Source organism: Sorangium sp. So ce281 (assembly GCF_051527395.1).
Lineage (GTDB): Bacteria > Myxococcota_A > Polyangia > Polyangiales > Polyangiaceae > Sorangium > Sorangium cellulosum_B.
Genome location: NZ_CP150322.1, coordinates 10,655,956 through 10,675,484 on the forward strand (window position 1 = coordinate 10,655,956; position 19,529 = coordinate 10,675,484).

Consider the following 19,529-nt stretch of genomic DNA (forward strand, 5'->3'; position numbering starts at 1 on the left):
GGTGCAACGATGCGCCCAGAGCGGCCTGCGCATGCGGTCGCGGCAACCGTCTGGTATCCTCCGCGCGCCTCATGCGCCGGAATGGCCAGCGATCCAGGGAAATACGATGAGCTCGCCGGTCCCCGCTCCCGGCCCTGCCGCCACCTCGCCCTCGCCGCGCGCGCCCGCGGAGATCTTCGTCGTCGATGACGACCCCGCGCTCGTCGAGTCGCTGCTCGACCTGCTCTCCGACGAGGGCTACCGCGTTCAGGGCTTCACGCGGCCGCTGGAGGCGCTCGATCGCCTCGCCCGCGGCGCGCGGCCGCGGGCGGTCCTGCTCGACTACGTGATGCCCGAGATGACCGGCGAGGAGTTCCTCGCCGCGCTCGCCGCCGCGGGCGTCGAGGTGCCCGTCCTCCTGCTCTCCGGCGTGAACGAGCCCAACATTCGCGGCGCCGTGGCCGGTGTGCTGGCGAAGCCCTTCGACGTCGACCGGCTCCTCGTCGTGCTCGAGCGCCTAGCCGGCGCCGTGCAACGCTAGCGCACCGGCGCCGCGGCCCCCCGATCCCGGCCCGCACAGGCGCGGCGGCACGCTCCTCGCGTCCCCTGGCCCCCAGGAGAAGCCGAGGATGTCGTCGCTGCTTGTAGAAGACAGCGCCACCGAGCCAGCCGTCCTCGCGCGAGGCGGATCGGGCAGCCCCGCCGTCGCGAACGCGCCGGCGGCCGCGATCAAGCTGCCGGCCGAGCTGCACCACCGCTTCCGCTTCATCGCGATCGACGCGGGCCTCCTCGGGGAGGCGGTCGACGGCGCCGCGGCGCTGCTCGACGCGCTGCTCGCGATGGGGGTGCGCGTGGCGCTCTTCGCCGACAAGGCCATGCCCCACCTCGCGCGGCGGCTCGCTCGCGGCGTGCGCGCCGAGAACCGCAGGCGGCTCTTCCTCGGCGCGCTCGAGGGCGCCGAGCTCCACGGCTTCGATCGCCGCGGCGCCGCGGTCGCGCTCGCCGCCCGCGCGGAGCCGGACGGGCGCTCCGCCGTCGCCGCGCTGCTCGCTCAGGTGATCGCGCCCCTCCGCATCGAGCCGCACGATCGGCTCGCGATCTCGCCGGAACCACGCGAACCACGCGAATCACGCGAACCACGCGAATCACCCGACGGCGCGACGGCCGGAGCGGCGCGCGGCCTCCGCGGCGCGCCGGAGCTCGCGGGCGCCGTCCATGCGACGGCCAGCGCGCAGCGGCTCCACGAGATCCTCGCGCTCCAGCGGGATCTCGAGAGCGAGCTCGGCTCGCTCGCGGCGCCCCGGGACGCCGCGTGGATCATTGAGGAGCCAGGGTTCGACGTCGCGCGCGAGCACGAGATCGAGTCGCTGCTCGCGATCGCCAACGGCTACCTCGGCTCGCGCGCGTCGCTGCCGGAGGGGTCGAGCGTGTCGCGGCCGGCGACGTTCATCGCCGGCGCCTTCGAGCCCTCGGCCGACGTGAGCCGCGTGCCGGAGCTCGTCATCGCCCCCGACTGGGGCCGGCTGAGCGTCGCCATCGAGGGCGAGTCGTTCTCCGCGGAGACGAGCGGCGTGCTGCACCACCGCCGCGCCCTCGACATGCGGCGGGGCGTCCTGCTGCGCGAGGCCCTGCGGCGCGGCGAGGGAGGCCACCTCACGCACCTGCACACGCTCCACGCGGCGTCGCTCGCGAACCGCCACGTCCTCATGGAAGCGCTCAGCATCGCCCCCCTCAACTTCACCGGGACGATCCGCGTCGACGCGATCCTGAGCGGCGACGTGAAGAGCGCGAGCGGCGCGGCGCACTGGGCCGGCTTCGCGGCGGACGCGGGCGCGAAGAGCCTGCTGCTCGTCGGGCACACGCACGGCGGGCTCGTGACCGCGATGACCTCGCACCTGCGCGAGCTCCCGGAGCAGGCCGCGGAGAGCTCACCCCCGCTCGAGGCCCTCGAGGGCGCGCGATGCGAGCGCACCACCGGCGCGCGATCCATCGCCGAGCGCTGCGACGTCGGCGTCCGCGTCGCCGAGCGGCGCCGCCTCTTCCGGACGACGACGCTGCACACGTCGCGCGACACACCCACGCCGCGCGAGGCGGGCCAGGCGCTCCAGGACGAGCTGTCGAGCCGCGCCATGGCCGACGTGCTCGGCGAGCACACGCGGGCGTGGGCGGAGCGATGGCGCCGCGCCGACGTCGAGATCGACGGCGCCCCCAGGATCGAGCGGGCGCTCCGGTTCGCCCTGTACCACCTCATCGGCGCCGCGAACCCGGACGACCCGCGCTGCTCGATCGGCGCGCGCGGGCTCAGCGGGGAGGCGTACCGCGGCCACGTCTTCTGGGACACCGAGACCTTCCTCGTCCCGTTCTACACGCACTGCTACCCCGAGGCCGCCCGCGCGCTGCTCCTCTACAGGCACCGCACCCTCGCCGGCGCGCGCCGCAAGGCGAAGGCGCTCGGCTACGAGGGCGCGCTCTACGCGTGGGAGTCGGCGGACACGGGCGACGAGACGACGCCGGCGCTCGTCGTCACGCCGTTCGGCGAGGTGGCCCGGGTGCTCTCCGGCGAGCAGGAGCACCACATCAGCGCCGACATCGCGTACGCGGCGCACGCGTACGCCCGCGCAACCGGCGATCTCGACTTCCAGCGCGGCGAGGGGGCCGAGATCCTGATCGAGACGGCGCGCTTCTGGGCGAGCCGCGCCGAGCTCGGGCCGGATGGCCACGCCCACATCCGGCGGGTGATCGGGCCGGACGAGTACCACGAGACCGTGGACGACAACGCGTTCACGAACTGGATGGCGCGGCACAACCTCCGCGTCGCCGCCGCGCTCGTCCGGCGCAACGTCGCGCGCGCGGACGTGCTCGCGCGTCTCGACCTCCGCCCCGACGAGCCCGGCCACTGGTGCGACGTCGCGTGCCGCCTGCTGCTCGGGATCGACCCGCAGACCGGCCTGATCGAGCAGTTCGCGGGCTACTTCGGCCTCGCGCCGTTCTCCATCGCCGACTACGCCGTGCGCAGCGCGCCGATCGACGTCCTGCTCGGGCGCGAGCGGACGCAGGCCTGCCAGGTGGTGAAGCAAGCGGACGTCGTGCAGCTCATCGCGCTGCTCTGGAGCGCGGTGCCCGCGGGCGCCCGGCGCGACAACTTCCTCTACTACGAGCCGCGCACCGCCCACGGCAGCTCGCTGAGCCCCAGCGCCCACGCGCTCGTCGCCGCCCGGCTCGATCTCCACGCCCACGCCGAGCGCTACTTCGAGCAGACCGCCGACATCGACCTCGGCAACACGATGGGCAACGCCGCCGGGGGCGTGCACATCGCCGCCATGGGCGGCCTCTGGCAAGCCGTCGCGTTCGGCGTGGCCGGCGTCACGCGCGTGCCGCGGAGCGCGCTCTCCGAGGCGCTCCCCCACGCGCCGCCGGGCCCCGACGAGGACGAGGCGATCGGGATCGAGCCGCACCTCCTGCCGGGCTGGCGGCACGTCAAGATCCCGATCGCCTGGCGAGGCCGCGCCCTCGAGATCCACGTGGAGGACGGGGCGGTCGAGGTCGCGCTGGAGGGGAGCGCGCCGCTGCCAATCTGCCTGCTCGACGCGGGCGCGCCCGCCTGCGCCGTGCTGGCGGAGCCGGGCCGCCGCTATGCGACGCGGCTGGGCGGCCGCGTCACGCCATGGGAGGAGGTCACGCCATGCTGAGCGCCGTACGCGACGGGTCTCCGGTCGGGATCGAGGCGCCGCCCGGGCCGGCGCCCCCGGCCGAGCTGCCCCACGAGGCGCTCGAGGAGGCCGACGAGCGCCCGCCGCAGAGCGGCCTGCAGCGCAGGAGCGTGGTCGTCGCGCTCCACGGCCGCCGCGCCCACCTCGGCGCCGTCGCGCTCGGGCGGCTCATCGCCCACGGGCTCGGGGCCCCCTTGCGCGGGCTGTGCCTCTCCACGGAGCCGATCGACGCGAGCGAGGTGCCGGCCCACTTCGGGATCGCCCCGGAGGCGCTGCAGGGCATGGTGCTGGACGTCGAGGCGAGCGACGATCCGGCCGGCGCGCTCGCTTCAGCCGTGGCGAGCTGCGGGACCGCGCTCGTGATCGTGGCCTCGCACGCGGACGAGCCCATGGACCCGCACTTCGGCGTCGGCCAGCTCGCGGCGCGCGCGCTGGAGTCCGCCGCGCTCGGCGTCCTCGTCATCCGTGAGGAGCCCTCTCCGCCGCGGCTACAGCGCATCCTGCTGCCGCTCGACGGGACCCCCAGCACGGCCAGCGCGATCAGGCCCGTCGGGGAGGTCGCCCGCAAGCTCGGCGCCGAGCTCGACATCGTGCTGGTCGGCTGCGCCTCGCCGCGGGAGGCCGCGGACGAGGGGCCGCCCGTCTCGACGCCTGTGCCATTCGAGCCGGGCGCGATGGTGGCGCCCCTCTACGTCGACCAGCCCCAGCACGAGTGGCCCGCGTTCACCGAGGAGTTCCTGGCCCGGTTCCTGAGCGCGATCGGGCACTGCCCCCACGGCGTCTCCACGCGGTTCTTCCTCGGCAAGGGCGAGCCGGCGGCGGAGATCGCGCGCCTCGCCTGGCAGCTGGCCAGCGACCTCGTGGTGCTGGTCTGGCACGGGCAGCTCGCCGATCACCATGGCGGCGTCATCCGCGACGTGCTCGCTCGGGCGCCGTGCCCCGTGCTGGTCCTGCGGCGCTAGCGCGCGCCCCACGTGACGCGTGGCGCGCCCGGGCGGCGGCGAGGCGCCCGCTCGGCCTTCGATCGGCGCGCGGGCGCCTCGCCGGGCGGGCTCCACGCCAACGACCGGCGAAAGGCGCTATGGTGCGCCGCCATGGTCTCCCGGAAGCTGCCCCCCAGCGAGTGTCGCAAGATCGTAGAGCCGCAGAGCTTCCGCTTCTCCACGACGGAGGAGGTCGCGCCGCTGTCGGCGGGCATCGGCTCGCAGGAGCGCGCCCTCGCCGCGCTCGCCTTCGGCCTCGACATCCGCCAGCCCCGCTTCCACGTCGTCGTCGTCGGCGCGCCCGGCACGGGCCGCACGTTCTGCGCGCGCGCCGTCGCGAAGCGCATCGCGGCGAGCCGCCCCACGCCCGACGACATCCTCCTCCTGCCGAACCCGCACCGCCCGAGCGAGCCGACGGTCCTGTCGCTGCCGCCGGGCGAGGGGCGCCCCTTCGTCGAGGCGATGGAGGAGCTCCACGAGAAGCTCGTCGACGCCCTGCGCGGCGCGACCGAAGGCGAGCGCTTCAAGCAGGCGCGCGGCAAGATCCAGCGCCGGGTGAACGCGGAGGAGCGGCGGCTCGAGGAGCAGCTCAAGTCCGCGGCGCGCGAGCTCGGCCTCGACCTCGTGCGCGGCGAGGACGAGGTGCAGATCACCTCGATCGAGGACGCCGCCAACGCGCCGGACGGCGAGGCCCTGCTCGCCATCGCCGGCTCCATCGAGGAGTTCGAGATGCGGCTCGCCACCGTGCAGGACGAGGCCGACGTCGAGCTGCGCGGCGTCGTGAAGCAGCTGCTCAGCGACGGGGTGAAGGCCTGCTTCCAGCCCGTGCGCGCGCGCTTCGAGGGGCGCGATGACATCAGCGCCTTCCTCGCGGACGTCGAGACGGTCGTGTCGAAGGAGTTCCGCCTGCTCGTCGACGAGGCGCGCGGCGAGGAGGGCGGCGCCACCCTCCCGCGCGGCGTGGTCGTCCCGACGCTCCTCACGGAGCACACGCCCGACTCGGGCGCCCCGGTCGTCGATGTCCCCTACCCCACGCTGACCGCCCTGTTCGGCCGCACCCACGCGCCGCCCGACTCCGGCTTCCCGCCGGAGCCCGGCTTCGCCGTCGCGGGCGCCCTCCACGAGGCGGCCGGCGGCTTCCTCATCCTGCCCGCGGGCGCGCTCCTCAAGAACGAGGCGCTCTACGAGCAGCTCAAGGCCTGCCTCCTCGCGGGCAAGTTCATCGTGCCCGAGCACAACCCGTCGTACTTCCGCGGCACCGCGGAGGAGCTGCTCTTCCCGCCGATCCCCATCGACGTGAAGGTCGTCCTCGTCACGAACCCGCAGCTCTACCAGGACCTGCACGACGCCGATCCGGAGTTCTCGCAGCTCTTCAAGGTGCAGGCGCGCTTCGAGACGACGATCTCGCTCGATCAGGCGCTCCTCACGTACCCCGCGTTCCTCGCCGGCTTCGCGCACGATCGCGGCCTCCCGCCGATCACGGCCGACGGCGTGACCGCGCTCCTCTTCCACGGCGGCCGCCTCGCGGAGAGCCAGACCAAGGTGAGCGCGCAGATCGGGCTCATCGCCGAGGTCGCGACCGAGGCCGGCTACCGGGCCCAGCGCCGCGGCCGCAAGGTGGTCGACGGCCCCGAGGTCAACGAGGCGCTCGAGGCGGCGCGGCGCCGCGGGAGCCATTTCCGCGACCACGTGCACGAGCTGCTCTCGGACGGGACGATCCGCATCGACGTGATCGGCCGGCGCGTCGGGCAGGTCAACGCCATCTCGGTCCTGTCCGACGGCCCGCAGACGTTCGGCCGCCCCTGCCGGGTGACGGCGGTCGTCTACCCGGGCCGCGAGGGCCCGGTGAACATCGCGCGCGAGGTCGAGATGTCCGGCCCGCTCCACAGCAAGGGCGTGCTCGTCCTCACGGGCTTCCTCGCGGCGCGGTTCGCCCAGCACCGCCCGCTCTCGTTCGGCGCCTCGCTCGTCTTCGAGCAGACCTACGAGCCCATCGAGGGCGACAGCGCCTCGTCGAGCGAGCTGTACGCGCTCCTGTCCGCGCTCTCCGGCGTCCCGATCCGGCAGGAGCTCGCCGTGACGGGCAGCATCGATCAGCAGGGGAGCATCCAGCCCGTGGGCGGCATCAACGAGAAGATCGAGGCCTTCTTCGATCTGTGCGCCGCCAAGGGCCTGACGGGCGAGCAGGGCGTGCTGATCCCGAGCGCGAACCGCGACGCGCTCATGCTGCGGGGCGACGTCGTGACGGCGATCGAGGCCGGCCGCTTCCACGTGTTCGAGGTGAGCTCCGTCGAGGAGGGCATCGAGATCATCACCGGCGTCCCCGCGGGCGTCGCCGACGTGGACGGAAGGTACCCGGAGGGGACCGTGTTCCACGCGGCGGACCAGCGGCTCGAGCGCTTCCACCAGGCGATCGCCGACACGCAGAAGGGCGCGACGAGCGCGGATCCCCGAAGACTGCTCAGGGAGCGCTGAAGCTGAAGAAGAGGACCGATGGCAGCGAAGGGCACAGCCGAACCCGCGCCGATGGGCGTCGGAGCCCGCCGATGACGCGGCGGCTCATCCTGCTCGCGGCGGCCGGCGCCGCGGCGCCGCTGCTGGCGTGGGGCGCGCTCGCGCGGTGGCGTGATGCGTCGCTCTCGCTCGGCGCCGCCTGCGCGGCCGCCGCCGCGATCGCGCTGCTGGTCCTCCTCGGCGGCGTCGTCCGGCGGCGCTTCGCCGCGGGGCCCGGTCGATCCTGGCGCCAGGCGCCCGGGGCGCCTCGGCCCCCGCGGACTGGGCGGCCGGCCGCGCGCCCCGCGGAGCGCGCCTCGACGCCGCCGACCGAGCACGGCGATCCGCGGCTCGTCTACGCCTTCGCAGCCCAGGCCGTCGGCCAGTCGCTCGCCTGGGAGGGGAGCTACAAGGCGGCGGCCGCCTCGCTGCGCGACGTGCCTCGCGACTGGATACCTCCGCAGGTTCGGGCGCTCGTCATGAGCAACCTCGCCCAATGGCAGCTCTGCGCCGGCGACATCGAGTCCGCCCGGCAGCTCCTCCCGGACCTGGACGAGGAGCGCGCGCCGGCGTCGGTGCGGCCGCTCGTGCGGGGAGCGCGCGCCGCGGTGCTCGTTCGCACCGGCGACGTCGAGGGCGCGCTCTCCCTCATCGGCCTCCGCGACGGCGAGCGGGAAGAGCCGACCGAGGTGCGCCAGCGCTACCGCATCACCCGCGCGCACGCGCTCACCGCGCTCGGCGAGCCCGCCGCAGCGCGCGCGGAGCTCCGCCGGGTGGTCGATGACGTCGGCGTCGACGAGCTCTGCCGCTGGATTCCCGCGGGCGGGCCCGCCCGGGCCACGATGATCGAGCTCATCGACGAGGGCTGACGGATTCGCGCGTCTCCGATCTTCCGCGCCGCCCAGGCCTGGCTCCGCCGAGGTGCCAGCGTGGTGATGAGCTCCGCTCCTCGCCGCGCGCTCACGCCCTCCTCGACGCAGGTGCGCCGCCGCGAGGCCGCGACTCGCCAAGCGCGGATCTCGAGTCGCTCGAGTCAGGCGCAACTCGGATCGTCACGCCGCTTGTCAAGCGTCATTTCCCTGGTTTGTAGCGCGGGAAGGCCCCCTCTGCCGGCGCCGGGCGCTCGAAGCCCACAGAGCGCATCGTGTGCGCTTCCCCCGGGATTCCGGTTCGCGGTGGGGGAAGCAACGTTGCGAGCGCCTGGCGGCTGGTAGAAAAAGGATGCTGTACGCAAAGTGCATCGGGCCAGGTAGCCTTTTCGCGTCGACCGGGGGAGAACGCATGCCAACCTGTATGGGTGGCCAATGAGGGTGGAGGCGCCACGGGGGGTGATCGACGGGTGTTGCGCCGGTTCAACCAGCCCCACGCGCCCCATTCTGGCGACTCCCCTCGCTCACAGGAGCCCGCCCCGGAGGCTCCCGTGAACCGCCCAGCGGACACGCCGTCCCATCGCATCCTCATCGTGGACGACAGCCCCACGTACCTGAACCAGGTCGCGGCGGCGATGCGCGACGAAGGCTACTTGCCGGTGCTCGCCCACTCGGGGGAGGAGGCGCTCGCGCGGCTCACGGTGGCGCGCGTCGACGGCATTCTGCTCGACATGGTGATGCCGGGTCTGTCGGGCCCGGCCACGTGCCTCCGCATCAAGGCGAACGCCTCGTGGCGGCCGATCCCGCTGCTGATGCTCACCGGCCGCGACGACCACAAGGCGATCCTCGACGCCCTCTCGGCCGGCGCCGACGATTTCGTGACGAAGACGGGCGAGCTCACGGTGCTGAAGGCGCGCCTGCGCGCCCAGCTGCGCAGGAGGCATTACGAGGACGAGAACCGCAGGATGCGCGAGCTCCTCCTGCGCCGGGAGATGGAGGCGGCGGAGGCGCGCGCCGACCGGCGCCTCAAGCAGAGCGAGGAGCGGTTCCGCCTCATCGTCGAGGGCGTCCAGGACTACGCCATCTTCATGCTCGACCCCGCGGGCCGCATCGCCAGCTGGAACCCGGGCGCCGAGCGCATCAACGGCTACCGCGCCGACGAGATCATCGGCTGCCACTGCTCGGTCCTCTTCCCGCCGGAGGACGTCGAGCTCGGCAGGCCCGCCGCGGAGCTCGAGTCCACCGTGGAGGCCGGCCGCTCGATCCAGGAGGGTTACCGCGTCCGCAAGGACGGCACCCGCTACTGGGCGAACGAGGTGATCAGCGTGCTCTTCGACGAGGCCGGGCAGCTGCGCGGCTTCGCGAAGGTCACCCGCGACGTGACGGAGCGCCGCCGCGTCCACGAGGCGCAGCGCATCCTCGTCTCCGCCGGGCAGATCCTCGGCGAGTCGCTCGATTTCGAGGAGACGCTGCGGCGCGTGGTCCGCGTCGCGCTCCCCGACTTCGCGTCGATCTGCGTGCTCCTGCTGCGGGACGAGTCCGGCGCGATCGATCGGCAGGTGACCGCCCACGCGGATCCGTCGATGGCGATGGCGACCGAGCTGCTCGGCAGGATCACGGCCGACTCTGCCGGGCGAGGGATCGGCAGGGTCCTGCGCACGGCGCAGCCGGAGCTCATCCCCAAGGTGACCGACTCCTTCGTCCGCGCGATCTCGTTCGATCAGGCGCACTACGAGGCGCTGCGCTCGCTCTCGCTCGCCTCGCACCTCACGGTCCCGCTGACGGCGCGCGGCCGCACGCTGGGCACGCTCTCGTTCGCCTCGACGCACCGGCGCTACGACGCCGTCGATCTCGACCTCGCGCAGGATCTCGCGCGGCGCGCGGCGCTGGCCGTCGACAACGCCCGGCTCTACCGGGAGGCGCAGCTCGCGGTGCGCGCGCGCGACGATTTCCTCACGATCGCCTCGCACGAGCTCCGCACGCCCCTCACGCCCATGCAGCTGCAGGTCGACGGCCTCCTGCGCGCCGGCAAGCGCGGCGGCCTCACCGCCGAGCGCGCCACGCCGCGGCTCGAGATGATCAAGCGGCAGGTCGAGCGGCTCGCCCGGCTCATCACGAACCTGCTCGACATCTCGCGCATCTCCGCGGGCCGCCTGCAGATCGAGCTCGAGGACGTCGATCTCGCGGCCACGGTGAACGAGGCGCTGGAGCGGTTCCGCGAGGAGCTCTGCGCCGCCGGCTGCCCCGTCAACCTGTCGGCCCCCGCCTCGATCGTCGGCCGGTGGGATCGCCTCCGGCTCGATCAGATCGTCACGAACCTCCTCTCGAACGCCGTCAAATACGGCGCCGGCAAGCCCATCGACGTCGCGCTGGAGGACCTCGCGGACCGCGCCCGCCTGACGGTGCGGGATCGCGGCATCGGCATCGCCCCGGAGCAGCAGGCCCGCATCTTCGAGCGCTTCGAGCGCGCCGTCTCCAGCGAGAACTACAGCGGCTTCGGCATGGGGCTGTGGATCGTGCGGCAGATCGCCGACGCGCTCGGGGCGACGATCCAGGTCGACAGCCGGCCGGGCGAGGGGGCGACCTTCACCGTCGACCTGCCGAAGGAGCCCGCCTGACGCCTCCCACGCCGCGCGCCGCGCGCCGCGCGACTAGAGCACCCGCCGCACCCGGCGGCGCTGCTCGATCATGTGCTGGGTGATCTGCTGCCTGCCCTCGGCGCGCTCCACCAGCGTCCACACGTTGTCGCCGCGCTCCCTGCCCGCGCAGTCGAGCAGCGCGTCGGCCGCCTGCTCGGCGGGGATGAGCCCGTCGTGCCGTCCCGGGAGCTCCACCACGGCGGCGCGCGTGCAGAGCCCGCCCATCGTGGCCAGCATCCGGCGCACGATCTCGCGGAAGATCGCCTCGTCGAACGCGCCGCGCTCGCCGGCGCCGAACAGGACGAGCTTGTCGAACGCCATGCGCGGCTTGCACGGGATCATGACGACCTCGCCGAGCTCGCCCGTGATCAGGCCCTGCCGCCTCAGCTCGGAGATCCGGCCGCCGAGCCGCCAGTCGCAGAGGCCGGCCACGCCGTGGGCCGGCCGCGCGTCGCTGAACGGGGCGCACGCGAGCACCTCCGAGTCGAGCTCGTCGAGGCTCTGCAGGTCGGGGGAGATGAACCGTAGCTCCACGTGGATCAGACGCTGATGGCGCCCTTGCGGAAGTCGCTCTTCGCGATCTTCACGTTGACGCAAGCGGGCCTGCCGCACCGGAACGCCTCGTCCAGCGCGGGCCCGAGCTCCTCGACGCGCTCCACGCAGGCCCCGAAGCCGCCGAGCGCCTCGACCACGCGGTCGTACCGGGTGAAGTCGAGCGACGTCGCCGGCGCGCGGCCCTCGCCGTAGAGCTCCACCTGCCCCCGGCGGATCTGCGTCCAGGCCGCGTCGTTCCCGATCACGCTCACGACGGGGATGCCCTGGCGCACCATCGCCTCGAACTCGAGCGCGTGGAAGCCGAACGATCCGTCGCCGTACACGAGGACCACGTTGGCCTCTGGCCGCGCGAGCTTCGCCGCCATCGCGTAGCCCGGCCCCACCCCGAGCGTCCCGAGCGGGCCGGGGTCCATCCAGAGCTGCGGCCACTCGAGCTTCAGCACGTTCGCCGCCGTGGCCACGAAGTCCCCTCCGTCGCCGATGACGATGTCGTCCTTGCCGAGGCGCCTGCCGATCTCCGCGCAGACGCGCAGCGGGTTCGGCGGGTCGCCGTCGCTCGCGATCTCCGCCAGCATCTTCGCGCGCGATCGCTCCTCGGCCTCGCGCACGGCCGAGAGCCACGCCGCGGCCGTCTTGTCGGGCACCTCCGCGAGCAGCTGCTCGAGGACGACGCCGCTGTCCCCGTCGATCCCGACGTCGACGCGGCGGTTCTTGCCGAGCTCGCTCCCGTCGAGATCGATCTGGACGACCTTGGCCGCCGGGCTGACGGCGCGGCCGTACTCGAGGCGGAAGTCGAAGGGGGTCCCGAGCACCACGCAGAGGTCGGTCTGCGAGAGCGCGAAGCGGCGCGAGCGGCTCATGAGCCCCGGGTGCGCGTGGGGCAGCGCGCCGCGGGCCATGCCGTTCAGGTAGAAGGGCGCCTTCACCGCGTCGGCGAAGCGGCGCAGCGCGTCGCGCCGCGGCGACCACCGGAGCTGGCTCCCGACGATGAACATGGGCCGCTCGGCGTCCCTCAGCAGGGCCGCGGCCCGCGCGACGGCGGCCGGGTCGCCCCCGGGGCGAGGCGGTGCCGCGGGCGCGGTGGCGGGCGCGTCGTCGCCGGCGTAGTTCATCAGCAGGTCGAGCGGCATCTCGAGGAAGACCGGGCCTGGCACGTTCGCCTGGGCGACGCGGAAGGCCGAGTCCACGTACTCCTGGATGCGATCGGTCGAGGGGACGGAGACGCTCCACTTCGAGATGGGGCGCATCAGCTCGACGTGGTTCATGTCCTGCAGCGAGCCCATGTCGGCGAGGGCGCGCGGACCGGCGCCCCCGAGGACGACCATCGGGACGCCCGCGCGCTGGGCGTTGGCGACCGCCGTCACCACGTCGGTCACGCCGGGCCCCGCTGTGACGGCGCACACCCCCGGCCTCCCGGTCACCCGCGCGTACCCGTCGGCGGCGTGCCCGGCCGTCTGCTCGTGTCGCACGTCGACCACCCGGATGCCGTCATCCAGGCACCCGTCGTAGATCGCCTGGATGTGCCCGCCGCACAGGGTGAAGAGGTGCGTCACCCCGTGTCTCGCGAGGGCCTTCGAGACGAGCCTGCCGCCATGCACCTGCGCCATGGGGCCGGCATATACCATGTGCGACCCAGCGTCCTGCCGGCGAGCGGTCGGCTCGCGCCGCCGCCCGTGGGCGAGCGCGCGCACCCCGGCCACGTCGCCGGCCCGGGCCGCTCGGCGCCCCCGAGCCGGCGCTCCGGGGACGAGCCCCGGGGCCGCGCGTCGACGGCCGCATGACCCTCGCGCTGCGGCGGCGCGCCAGGTGTCGACTCCTCGAAACATCACCGGAGCTGGCGGGTCGTGTCCGCCTGAAACCCCCATTGTCCGGGGGGTAGGCAAGTGTTCTTCCTAACCTCCCGACCTCGTCTGAGCTCTCTCGGGATCAGAGCACCACCCGCTTGCTGGCGCGCGCGCCGCGTCCCTGACGGGTGAGCCACGCTATCGCCCGATCAGGTCGGCTATCCGACCGCCGAGAAGGATAACCCCCCTTCGCAAGGCGTTGCTGTAAAAATACAGCTTGGCTACAGCGCCGACTCCGACCTTGGACGCGAGGTCGTCACCCACCGCGGCGGCCGACGCCTTTGCGATCACAACCCCGACGCTGTTCTCTTCTATCCGGGCCACGAGATGATATAGTTGGAACCTTATTGCAGGTGCCAGCTCGACACCGCCACCTCTCTCGACCTCTCCCCGGTGCTCTTTCCCTGCAGCCACCGGCCTCGGAGAGGGTCCGGTCCTCTGCCGGCGGGGCCATCGCGCCGCCGGCGGTCGCCTCCATCGTCGGCGCTCGCCGTAACCTGGCGGAAACATTTCGAAGGGGGCTGGGTAGGTGGCGCCCCCGAGCTTCTGTGAGGAACGTAACCGGTTCAGGGTCGTCGCGGCGAGGGAGGGCCGCGGCGACCGGGCAGCGGCTCCGGCCGATGGCGGCGCTGGCGCGGCTCGCCTGCCGCGCGGCGACGACACACGATCTCCATGACGTGTGCTCGCCAACTCCTTTGCGGCGTACCGACCTCGACGGGCTGGAGGCGTGGAGCCGCTGCGGCGATCGGGGCAGCGTCAGGGGTGAACACGAGCCATCTTGTGCGACGCTCTCGTGGGCGTTGCCTTCACAACCTACGTCCCGAGCGGCGTCTACCACGTGTGCGGAGACTTCATCCGTCCGGGCATTCCCGACGCCCGATCGGCATGTTGCTTTCACTGGTGTGCGCCGAGACCCTCTCCGTCCATGGTGCATCATTTCATCAACGCGCGATCGGTCAGGGCATCACGCGCCCCTGTTGCAGCGCAAGGAGGGCCGAACTCTCGGCGATGTTGCGCGCGGTCCCGCGGGGGCTCTCGCGTGCTGGCGCCTCCCCCTCTCGCAGCGTTCATTTCAAATATCCTGTGCTCACAGAACGTTACCCAATACACCAAAATCACGCGTGACTGCTTACATGAGCTGGCGAGCTTGTTGTTTTCTATTTCGGGAAGGCTCTGTATCGGTTATGCGGGATAAGAGGACGCGCAATCGCGCTTCGCTGGAGTAGCATCTTCCTATGTCGGAGCCCCCCAGTAGCAGTCAGTTGATCCGGATACCCATGGTGCTGGCGCTCGACTGCAGCCCCCATTTCCTGGCTCGTTGCCGGAGGGTTGCGGCGCGGGCTCGTTTCCTCGTCCGCTCCTGCGATGCGGGCTCGGCGTGGGGGGTGGCTGTCCGCCTCCGCCCGCTGGCCATCGTCTTGCCGAGCCACTTGCACGATCGTGCGCCGAAGACCTTCGAGTTGCTCGCGGAGGACGCGGGGGCACGCCTCGTCGTCGTGGAGTCCGAGCAGCTGCCCGCGGGCGAGCTGGAGGGCCACATCACGTATGCGATCGGCGAAGCGAGCCGCGCGCGAGGCGCTTAGAGCGGGGGTGCAGGTGCGTGCGCTGCGGGCTCGGCCGCCGGGCAGGCGCGGCTCGTCGCCAGCGAGTCTGCGGCCGGGCGCCCCGGCCGCGGGCCTCAGTCGACGCGGACGCCCGCGGTGAAGTGGAAGCCCCATGTGTGGTCGAGCGGCGGGCCGAGCTCCTCGTCGAAGGGCAGCAGCAGGCCCGTTCGGAGGAACGCGAGGTTGCGCTCGATCGCGAGGAAAGGCTCGATGGCCAGGACGTAGAGATTGCGGGCGACGGCGTGCCGGATGCTCACGTTGTCGAACGTGGGCAGCGCCATCCCTTGCACGCGCACGCCGCCGCCGATCCCGTGGCCGATCTGGAGCTCGGCGGCGTGCTGGATCGCGACCTCGTACTCCTTGTTGCGGCCGAGCGGGATGTAGAGCACCGGCTCGAGCTGGAAGCGCCCGATCACAAGGGAGCCGACGTGGGCCTCGGCGCCGAGGCGCGCGTGGATGGGGAGGATGCTCGGGAAGTACTCGTGGAGATCCCAGTACGCCCGGCTGGCGCTGACGGGCTCGTAGCTGGCGTGGTGGTGGGTCTGGCCCGAGAGCGTCGCCAGCCCGACGTCGCCGCCTACCGTGAGCCAGAACGTCCGGCCGACGTGGGCGACGTGATGGGCGCCGAGCGTCACGTTGCCGAGCACGGCGTCGGTGCGCTCGGCGATCGCGAGCCCGAACGGGAGTCGGACATCGAGGAACGTGTGCTGGGCGAACGGCATGCGGGCGAAGAGGGCGACCGAGAGCCCGGAGACCGCGCTGTCGCCGCCGGTGAACGAGGAGGTCTCCAGGCCGATCGCGCCACGCTGGCTCCGCGGGACGGTCCCCTCGTCGATTGTCCTGCCGCCCGACGCGCGCGCGGGCGGCGGCCCGAGCTCGATGTCCGAGAGGGACAGCGCCCAGGGCGCCGGTGTGCTGCCGTTGCGGCCCGCCTCCGCCCCGCCCGGCTTCCGGTCAGGCGGCGCCGACTCCGGGGGCGGCCCGGCGGCTCCCGGCGCGGTTTGCGCCTCTTGCGGCGCGAGCGGCGAGCCGTCTGGCCGCGGTGCGCCCGCTTCGGGCGCGCCGAGCGCCGGCGGCTGCGGCGGCCCGCCGGGCAACGGCGTCGCGGGCGCCTGCGGTGTGCCTGAGGCCGGGGGCTGCGGTGTGCCGGGTGCCGATGTCGCGGGCGGCGGCGGCGTGCCCGGCGCCGGCGTCGCGGGCGGCTGCGGCGTGCCCGGCGCCGGCGGCTGCGGCGTCGCGGGCGACGGCGGCGTGCCCGGCGCCGGCGTCGCGGGCGGCTGCCGTGCACCAGGTGCCGGAGGCGTTCCCGCCGGCGCGGAGGGCGCAGGGTTAGCTGTCGGGCGAGGCGTCGCGGGCTGCGCAGCGGAGGGCGCGACCGCGAGGGTCGCCGCCAGCCAGGAAAGCGAGGACAAGACCAGGATTCGACGTGGCATCGTGTCTCCTTGGAGCGCGCATCCTATCGCCTCGGCGGGCGCGCGCGGTCGGCTCCGGCGAGCGCTGGAGACGCCTCCGGCGGCGCGACCGCCGTCCCGCAGCGCCAGCGCCACCCCGCAGCGACACGGGCGCGGGGCGACCCGGAGGCAGAGGGGAGCGCCGCGCGGCCCCGGCCGCGGAGCCGCGGCGCGGGGCCGGGCCCTCCCGCGCGCCGCTACAGCAGCGCGGCGAGGGCGGCCGCGAGCCGCTCGTACTGCGGCCTGTCGTTGTAGATCTGGGCCGAGATCCGGAGGTGCCGCCGGGGCGACGCGGGCCAGGCGAACACCGGCGCCTCGATCCCCCACCGCTCGAGCAGCGCGTCCTGGAGCGGATCGAGGCGCAGCCCGGACGACGGCGCGTCGGGGAGCGGCACCGTCGCGAGCGCGCCGATCATCGCGTCGGGGCTCGGCGGCATGCAGCCGAGCGCCTCGCACAGGAGGTCGCGCGCGGCGAGCGCCGTCGCCCGGTTGTGCGCCTGGAGCGCGGGCCAGCCGCCGGGCACGAGCGCGCCCATGGCGCGGAGCGCGTCCGCGACGCAGAGCGCCGCGCTGGGGTCGGCCGTGCCGGTCCAGTCGAACTCGAGCAGGAAGCGCGACCTGTCGGCGCGCGGCGAGGTGGCGCCGTGGCTGATGGAGAGAGGGCGGACCGCGCCCTGCTTGTCCCGCCGCACGTGGAGGAACGCCGCGCCCTTCGGCGAACAGAGCCATTTGTGGCAGTTGCCGGTGTAATAGGCCGCCCCGAGGGCGCGGAGATCGAGCGGCACCATGCCGGGCGCGTGCGCGCCGTCGACCAGGACGTCGACGCCGCGCTCCGCGAGCGCGGCGATCAGCGAGGCGACCGGGAACACGAGCCCCGTCGGGCTCGTCACGTGGTCGACGAGGACGAGCCGCGTCCGCGGCCCCACGCGCGCGAGCACCGCCTCGACCACCTGCTCGGGCGCCTCGATGGGGAACGGCACCGGCGCGACCACGACGCGCGCACCAGCGCGGGCCGCGGCCGCCTCGGCCGCGTTGTTGCACGCGTTGTACCCGTGATCGGTGATGCAGAGCTCGTCGTCGGGTCGCAGCGAGAGCGACCGCAACACCGTGTTGACCCCGACGGTCGCGTTGGGGACGAACACGAGGTCGTCGAGGTCGGCGCCGACGAAGGAGGCGAGCGCGCCTCGGGCCGCGTCGAGCAGCGGCCCGAGCTCGCGAAGGAAGAACCGGACCGGCTCGCGCTCGAGCTGCTCGCGGTAGCGCTGCTGCGCCTCGAGCACCGCGCGCGGGCAGGCGCCGTACGCGCCGTGGTTCAGGAAGGTGACGGCCGGGTCGAGCGACCAGAGCCCGCGCACGGCGGCGGCGCGCGACTCCGGGAAGGCGTTCGGGTTCATGGCGAGGAGCGGGCCCCGGGGAGGCGACGTGCCGGAGGGCCCGGAACAATGTCGCGCGGGCCCCGACCCCTGTCGAGGGCCACGCGAGGAGCAGCTCACGATCCATGATGGATCGTGTCGTCAATGTTGAATCATGGATCAACCATGACGAGGATCCGCCGGTCGTGCAGAGCCGGTCAACCCGTCCATGATGGACGTCGCGTCCGGTCGTCTCATGACGGACATCGCATCTGCCCGCTCATGATGGACACCGCATCTGCCATCCCACGATGGACATCCCATCTTCGGTCCCATGAAGGACACCGCACCTGCCCTCTCATGAAGGACGCCGCGCCGGGTCAGCGACCCGACCAGACCGGGGAGGCGCTGTTCATCTCGAGCGCATCCATGCGCCGCGCCGCGGGTGAGGGCGGAGCCGCCGCGGCCGCGCGCGCGGTCTTCCGCGCGCTCGCTACCGCCGAGGCCGCCTGGGCGGCGCGCTCTTTCTCCTTGTCTGACCGGGCGCGCGCCGCCTGCTGCCGGAGCCGGTCCTCCGCCGCCGCGAGCTTCGCCTCGGCCGCGCCGAAGTTGCCCGCGCTCACCTCCTGGGCCGCGTCGAGCTGCATCATGCCCGCCTCCATCACCGCGGCGATCGTCTGGGTCCTGTCGCTCTGGTGCGCGGCGACGAGGGCCGGATCGCTCGTCACGTCGTAGCGGGCGACCACCTCCTGCACGCGCGGGAGGTTGCCGCTCGCGGCGTCGCGGAAGTGGAGCCGAACGCTCGCCAGCGGGTGGGAGCCGGCCGCCGGCGCGGTGACCCGCGCCCGCACGAGCATCTCGCGGTGCTGCCCGCCGAACATCGTGCCGAGCAGCACCCGGAGCGCGTCCCCGGAGCGCTCCGTGCGCTCGTTGGGGACGTCGAGCAGCTCCACGCCCGGCGCCGGGACGATCTCGACGAACGCGCCCGTCGCCGCCGTCGTCTGGAGCAGGGCGAGCTCGCGCTCGAGGACGGAGGACATCTCCCGCGCCTCGGTGAGGTGGTGCAGCCGGCCGCTGGAGCCGATGGCGAGCGCGTTGAGCGTGCGCTCGTCGTAGTCGGCCCCCACCCCGATCGACGTGATCTGCACCCCGTGCGCGGCGCCGCGCTGGGCGAGCGCTCCGAGGATGTCGGGAGAGGAAGGCCCGATGTTCGCCTGGCCGTCCGAGATGAGCACCACGCGCCGGACGGCGTGCGTCGGCGGCGCCGTGAGCGCGTGCTGCTCCGCGAGCTGGAGGCCGGCGAAGAGGTTGGTGTTGCCGTCGGGGCCGAGCGCGGCGATGGCGCGCGCCACCGCGGGCCGCGTCGACCGGCCCAGCACCGTCGGCGAGACGCGCGCCTGCGCCGCGTCGGCGAACGACGCGACCGAGACGAGGTCGCCGTCGGGGAGCCCGTCGACGAACGCCTGCGCCGCCGCGCGCGCGTTCTCCATCTTGGGGCCCTGCATCGAGCCGGAGGCGTCCACGAGCAGCACGACCGCCGCCGGCGCGCGCGGCTGCCCGCGGGCCGCGCGCGCCGCCGGGACATCGATCCACACGCCGAGCTGCGTCTCGCGCGTCCCCGGCAGCGCGAAGGCGCTCGCGCCCGCGGCGCCGATCCAGACGCCCTGGTTCCCCGCGGGCGCCGGCTCCGGCCGGGACGACGGCGCCTCGGCCGCCGCCGCGGAGGGCCCGGCCGGCTCCGTCGGGGCCGCGGCCACGGCGACCCGCTTCGCCGCCTCCCCTTGCGCCGCCGCGCCCGGCGCGGCCGCCACCGCCGCGGCGCTCGTGCCCGGAGGCACCGCCGCGCTGGCCGTGCAGCCCAGCGCCGCCCATCCCATCAGCAATCCAGCGAGCATCGTCCGCATCGAGAAGCTCCTTCCGCCGCAAGCCATGGCGCGGCCCACGGGGGGACCGCGTCCCTCCGCCGCGATCTCCCCGGCTCCGCAGCGCGCGGCTTCTACGGACCGGGCCGAAAAAAGATCTCCGGGAGAGCCGGAGTCGGCGCCACCGC

General features: G+C 73.8%; 13 protein-coding genes. 7 read left to right on the top strand and 6 right to left on the bottom strand.

What is annotated here, in order from left to right:
- The first annotated feature begins 106 nt into the window (after window positions 1–106).
- From WMF27_RS40770 to WMF27_RS40795, 6 genes are all read left to right on the top strand, one after another.
- Window positions 107–520, top strand: coding sequence for a response regulator (locus WMF27_RS40770; protein ID WP_437763504.1), 414 nt, complete (start codon window positions 107–109; stop codon window positions 518–520).
- Between the two features lie 88 nt (window positions 521–608).
- Window positions 609–3,668, top strand: coding sequence for a glycoside hydrolase family 65 protein (locus WMF27_RS40775; protein ID WP_437763503.1), 3,060 nt, complete (start codon window positions 609–611; stop codon window positions 3,666–3,668).
- On the top strand, window positions 3,662–4,651 hold the full coding sequence (locus WMF27_RS40780; protein WP_437763502.1) for a universal stress protein: 990 nt from the start codon (window positions 3,662–3,664) through the stop codon (window positions 4,649–4,651). Before WMF27_RS40775 ends, WMF27_RS40780 begins: the two co-directional genes overlap by 7 nt.
- A gap of 132 nt (window positions 4,652–4,783) precedes the next feature.
- Window positions 4,784–7,147 carry an AAA family ATPase gene (locus WMF27_RS40785; RefSeq protein WP_437763501.1) on the top strand — a complete coding sequence of 788 codons (2,364 nt, stop codon included), beginning with the start codon at window positions 4,784–4,786 and terminating at the stop codon, window positions 7,145–7,147.
- A 71-nt stretch (window positions 7,148–7,218) separates the two neighbouring features.
- Complete coding sequence (locus tag WMF27_RS40790) at window positions 7,219–8,034, top strand: hypothetical protein (RefSeq protein ID WP_437763500.1); 816 nt, start codon at window positions 7,219–7,221, stop codon at window positions 8,032–8,034.
- Window positions 8,035–8,585: 551 nt separating this feature from the next.
- The gene (locus tag WMF27_RS40795) at window positions 8,586–10,652 is read left to right on the top strand and encodes an ATP-binding protein (protein ID WP_437763499.1); all 2,067 of its coding nucleotides are present in this window, start codon (window positions 8,586–8,588) and stop codon (window positions 10,650–10,652) included.
- Between the two features lie 33 nt (window positions 10,653–10,685).
- On the opposite strand, the gene WMF27_RS40800 is transcribed toward WMF27_RS40795, so the two are convergent.
- From WMF27_RS40800 to WMF27_RS40810, 3 genes are all read right to left on the bottom strand, one after another.
- Entirely contained in the window at window positions 10,686–11,207 is a 522-nt protein-coding gene (locus tag WMF27_RS40800; protein ID WP_437763498.1) for a M17 family peptidase N-terminal domain-containing protein, read from the bottom strand.
- 5 nt (window positions 11,208–11,212) lie between these two features.
- Window positions 11,213–12,835, bottom strand: coding sequence for a thiamine pyrophosphate-binding protein (locus WMF27_RS40805; protein WP_437763497.1), 1,623 nt, complete (start codon window positions 12,833–12,835; stop codon window positions 11,213–11,215).
- Between the two features lie 375 nt (window positions 12,836–13,210).
- Complete coding sequence (locus WMF27_RS40810) at window positions 13,211–13,486, bottom strand: hypothetical protein (RefSeq protein ID WP_437763496.1); 276 nt, start codon at window positions 13,484–13,486, stop codon at window positions 13,211–13,213.
- A gap of 821 nt (window positions 13,487–14,307) precedes the next feature.
- Between WMF27_RS40810 and WMF27_RS40815 the strand changes: the two genes are divergently transcribed.
- Window positions 14,308–14,655 (top strand): hypothetical protein, encoded by a 348-nt coding sequence (locus tag WMF27_RS40815; RefSeq protein WP_437763495.1) that lies wholly within the window; start codon window positions 14,308–14,310, stop codon window positions 14,653–14,655.
- A 95-nt stretch (window positions 14,656–14,750) separates the two neighbouring features.
- Here the strand turns inward: WMF27_RS40815 and WMF27_RS40820 are convergent, their stop codons facing one another.
- The 3 genes from WMF27_RS40820 to WMF27_RS40830 all read right to left on the bottom strand — a co-directional run bounded on the left by WMF27_RS40820 (window position 14,751) and on the right by WMF27_RS40830 (window position 19,383).
- The gene (locus WMF27_RS40820) at window positions 14,751–16,109 is read right to left on the bottom strand and encodes a hypothetical protein (RefSeq protein WP_437763494.1); all 1,359 of its coding nucleotides are present in this window, start codon (window positions 16,107–16,109) and stop codon (window positions 14,751–14,753) included.
- Window positions 16,110–16,324: 215 nt separating this feature from the next.
- Window positions 16,325–17,521 carry an aminotransferase class V-fold PLP-dependent enzyme gene (locus tag WMF27_RS40825; protein WP_437763493.1) on the bottom strand — a complete coding sequence of 399 codons (1,197 nt, stop codon included), beginning with the start codon at window positions 17,519–17,521 and terminating at the stop codon, window positions 16,325–16,327.
- A gap of 338 nt (window positions 17,522–17,859) precedes the next feature.
- A complete protein-coding gene (locus WMF27_RS40830) occupies window positions 17,860–19,383 on the bottom strand; it encodes a vWA domain-containing protein (RefSeq protein ID WP_437763492.1) in 1,524 nt (507 codons plus the stop codon).
- Window positions 19,384–19,529: the final 146 nt, after the last annotated feature.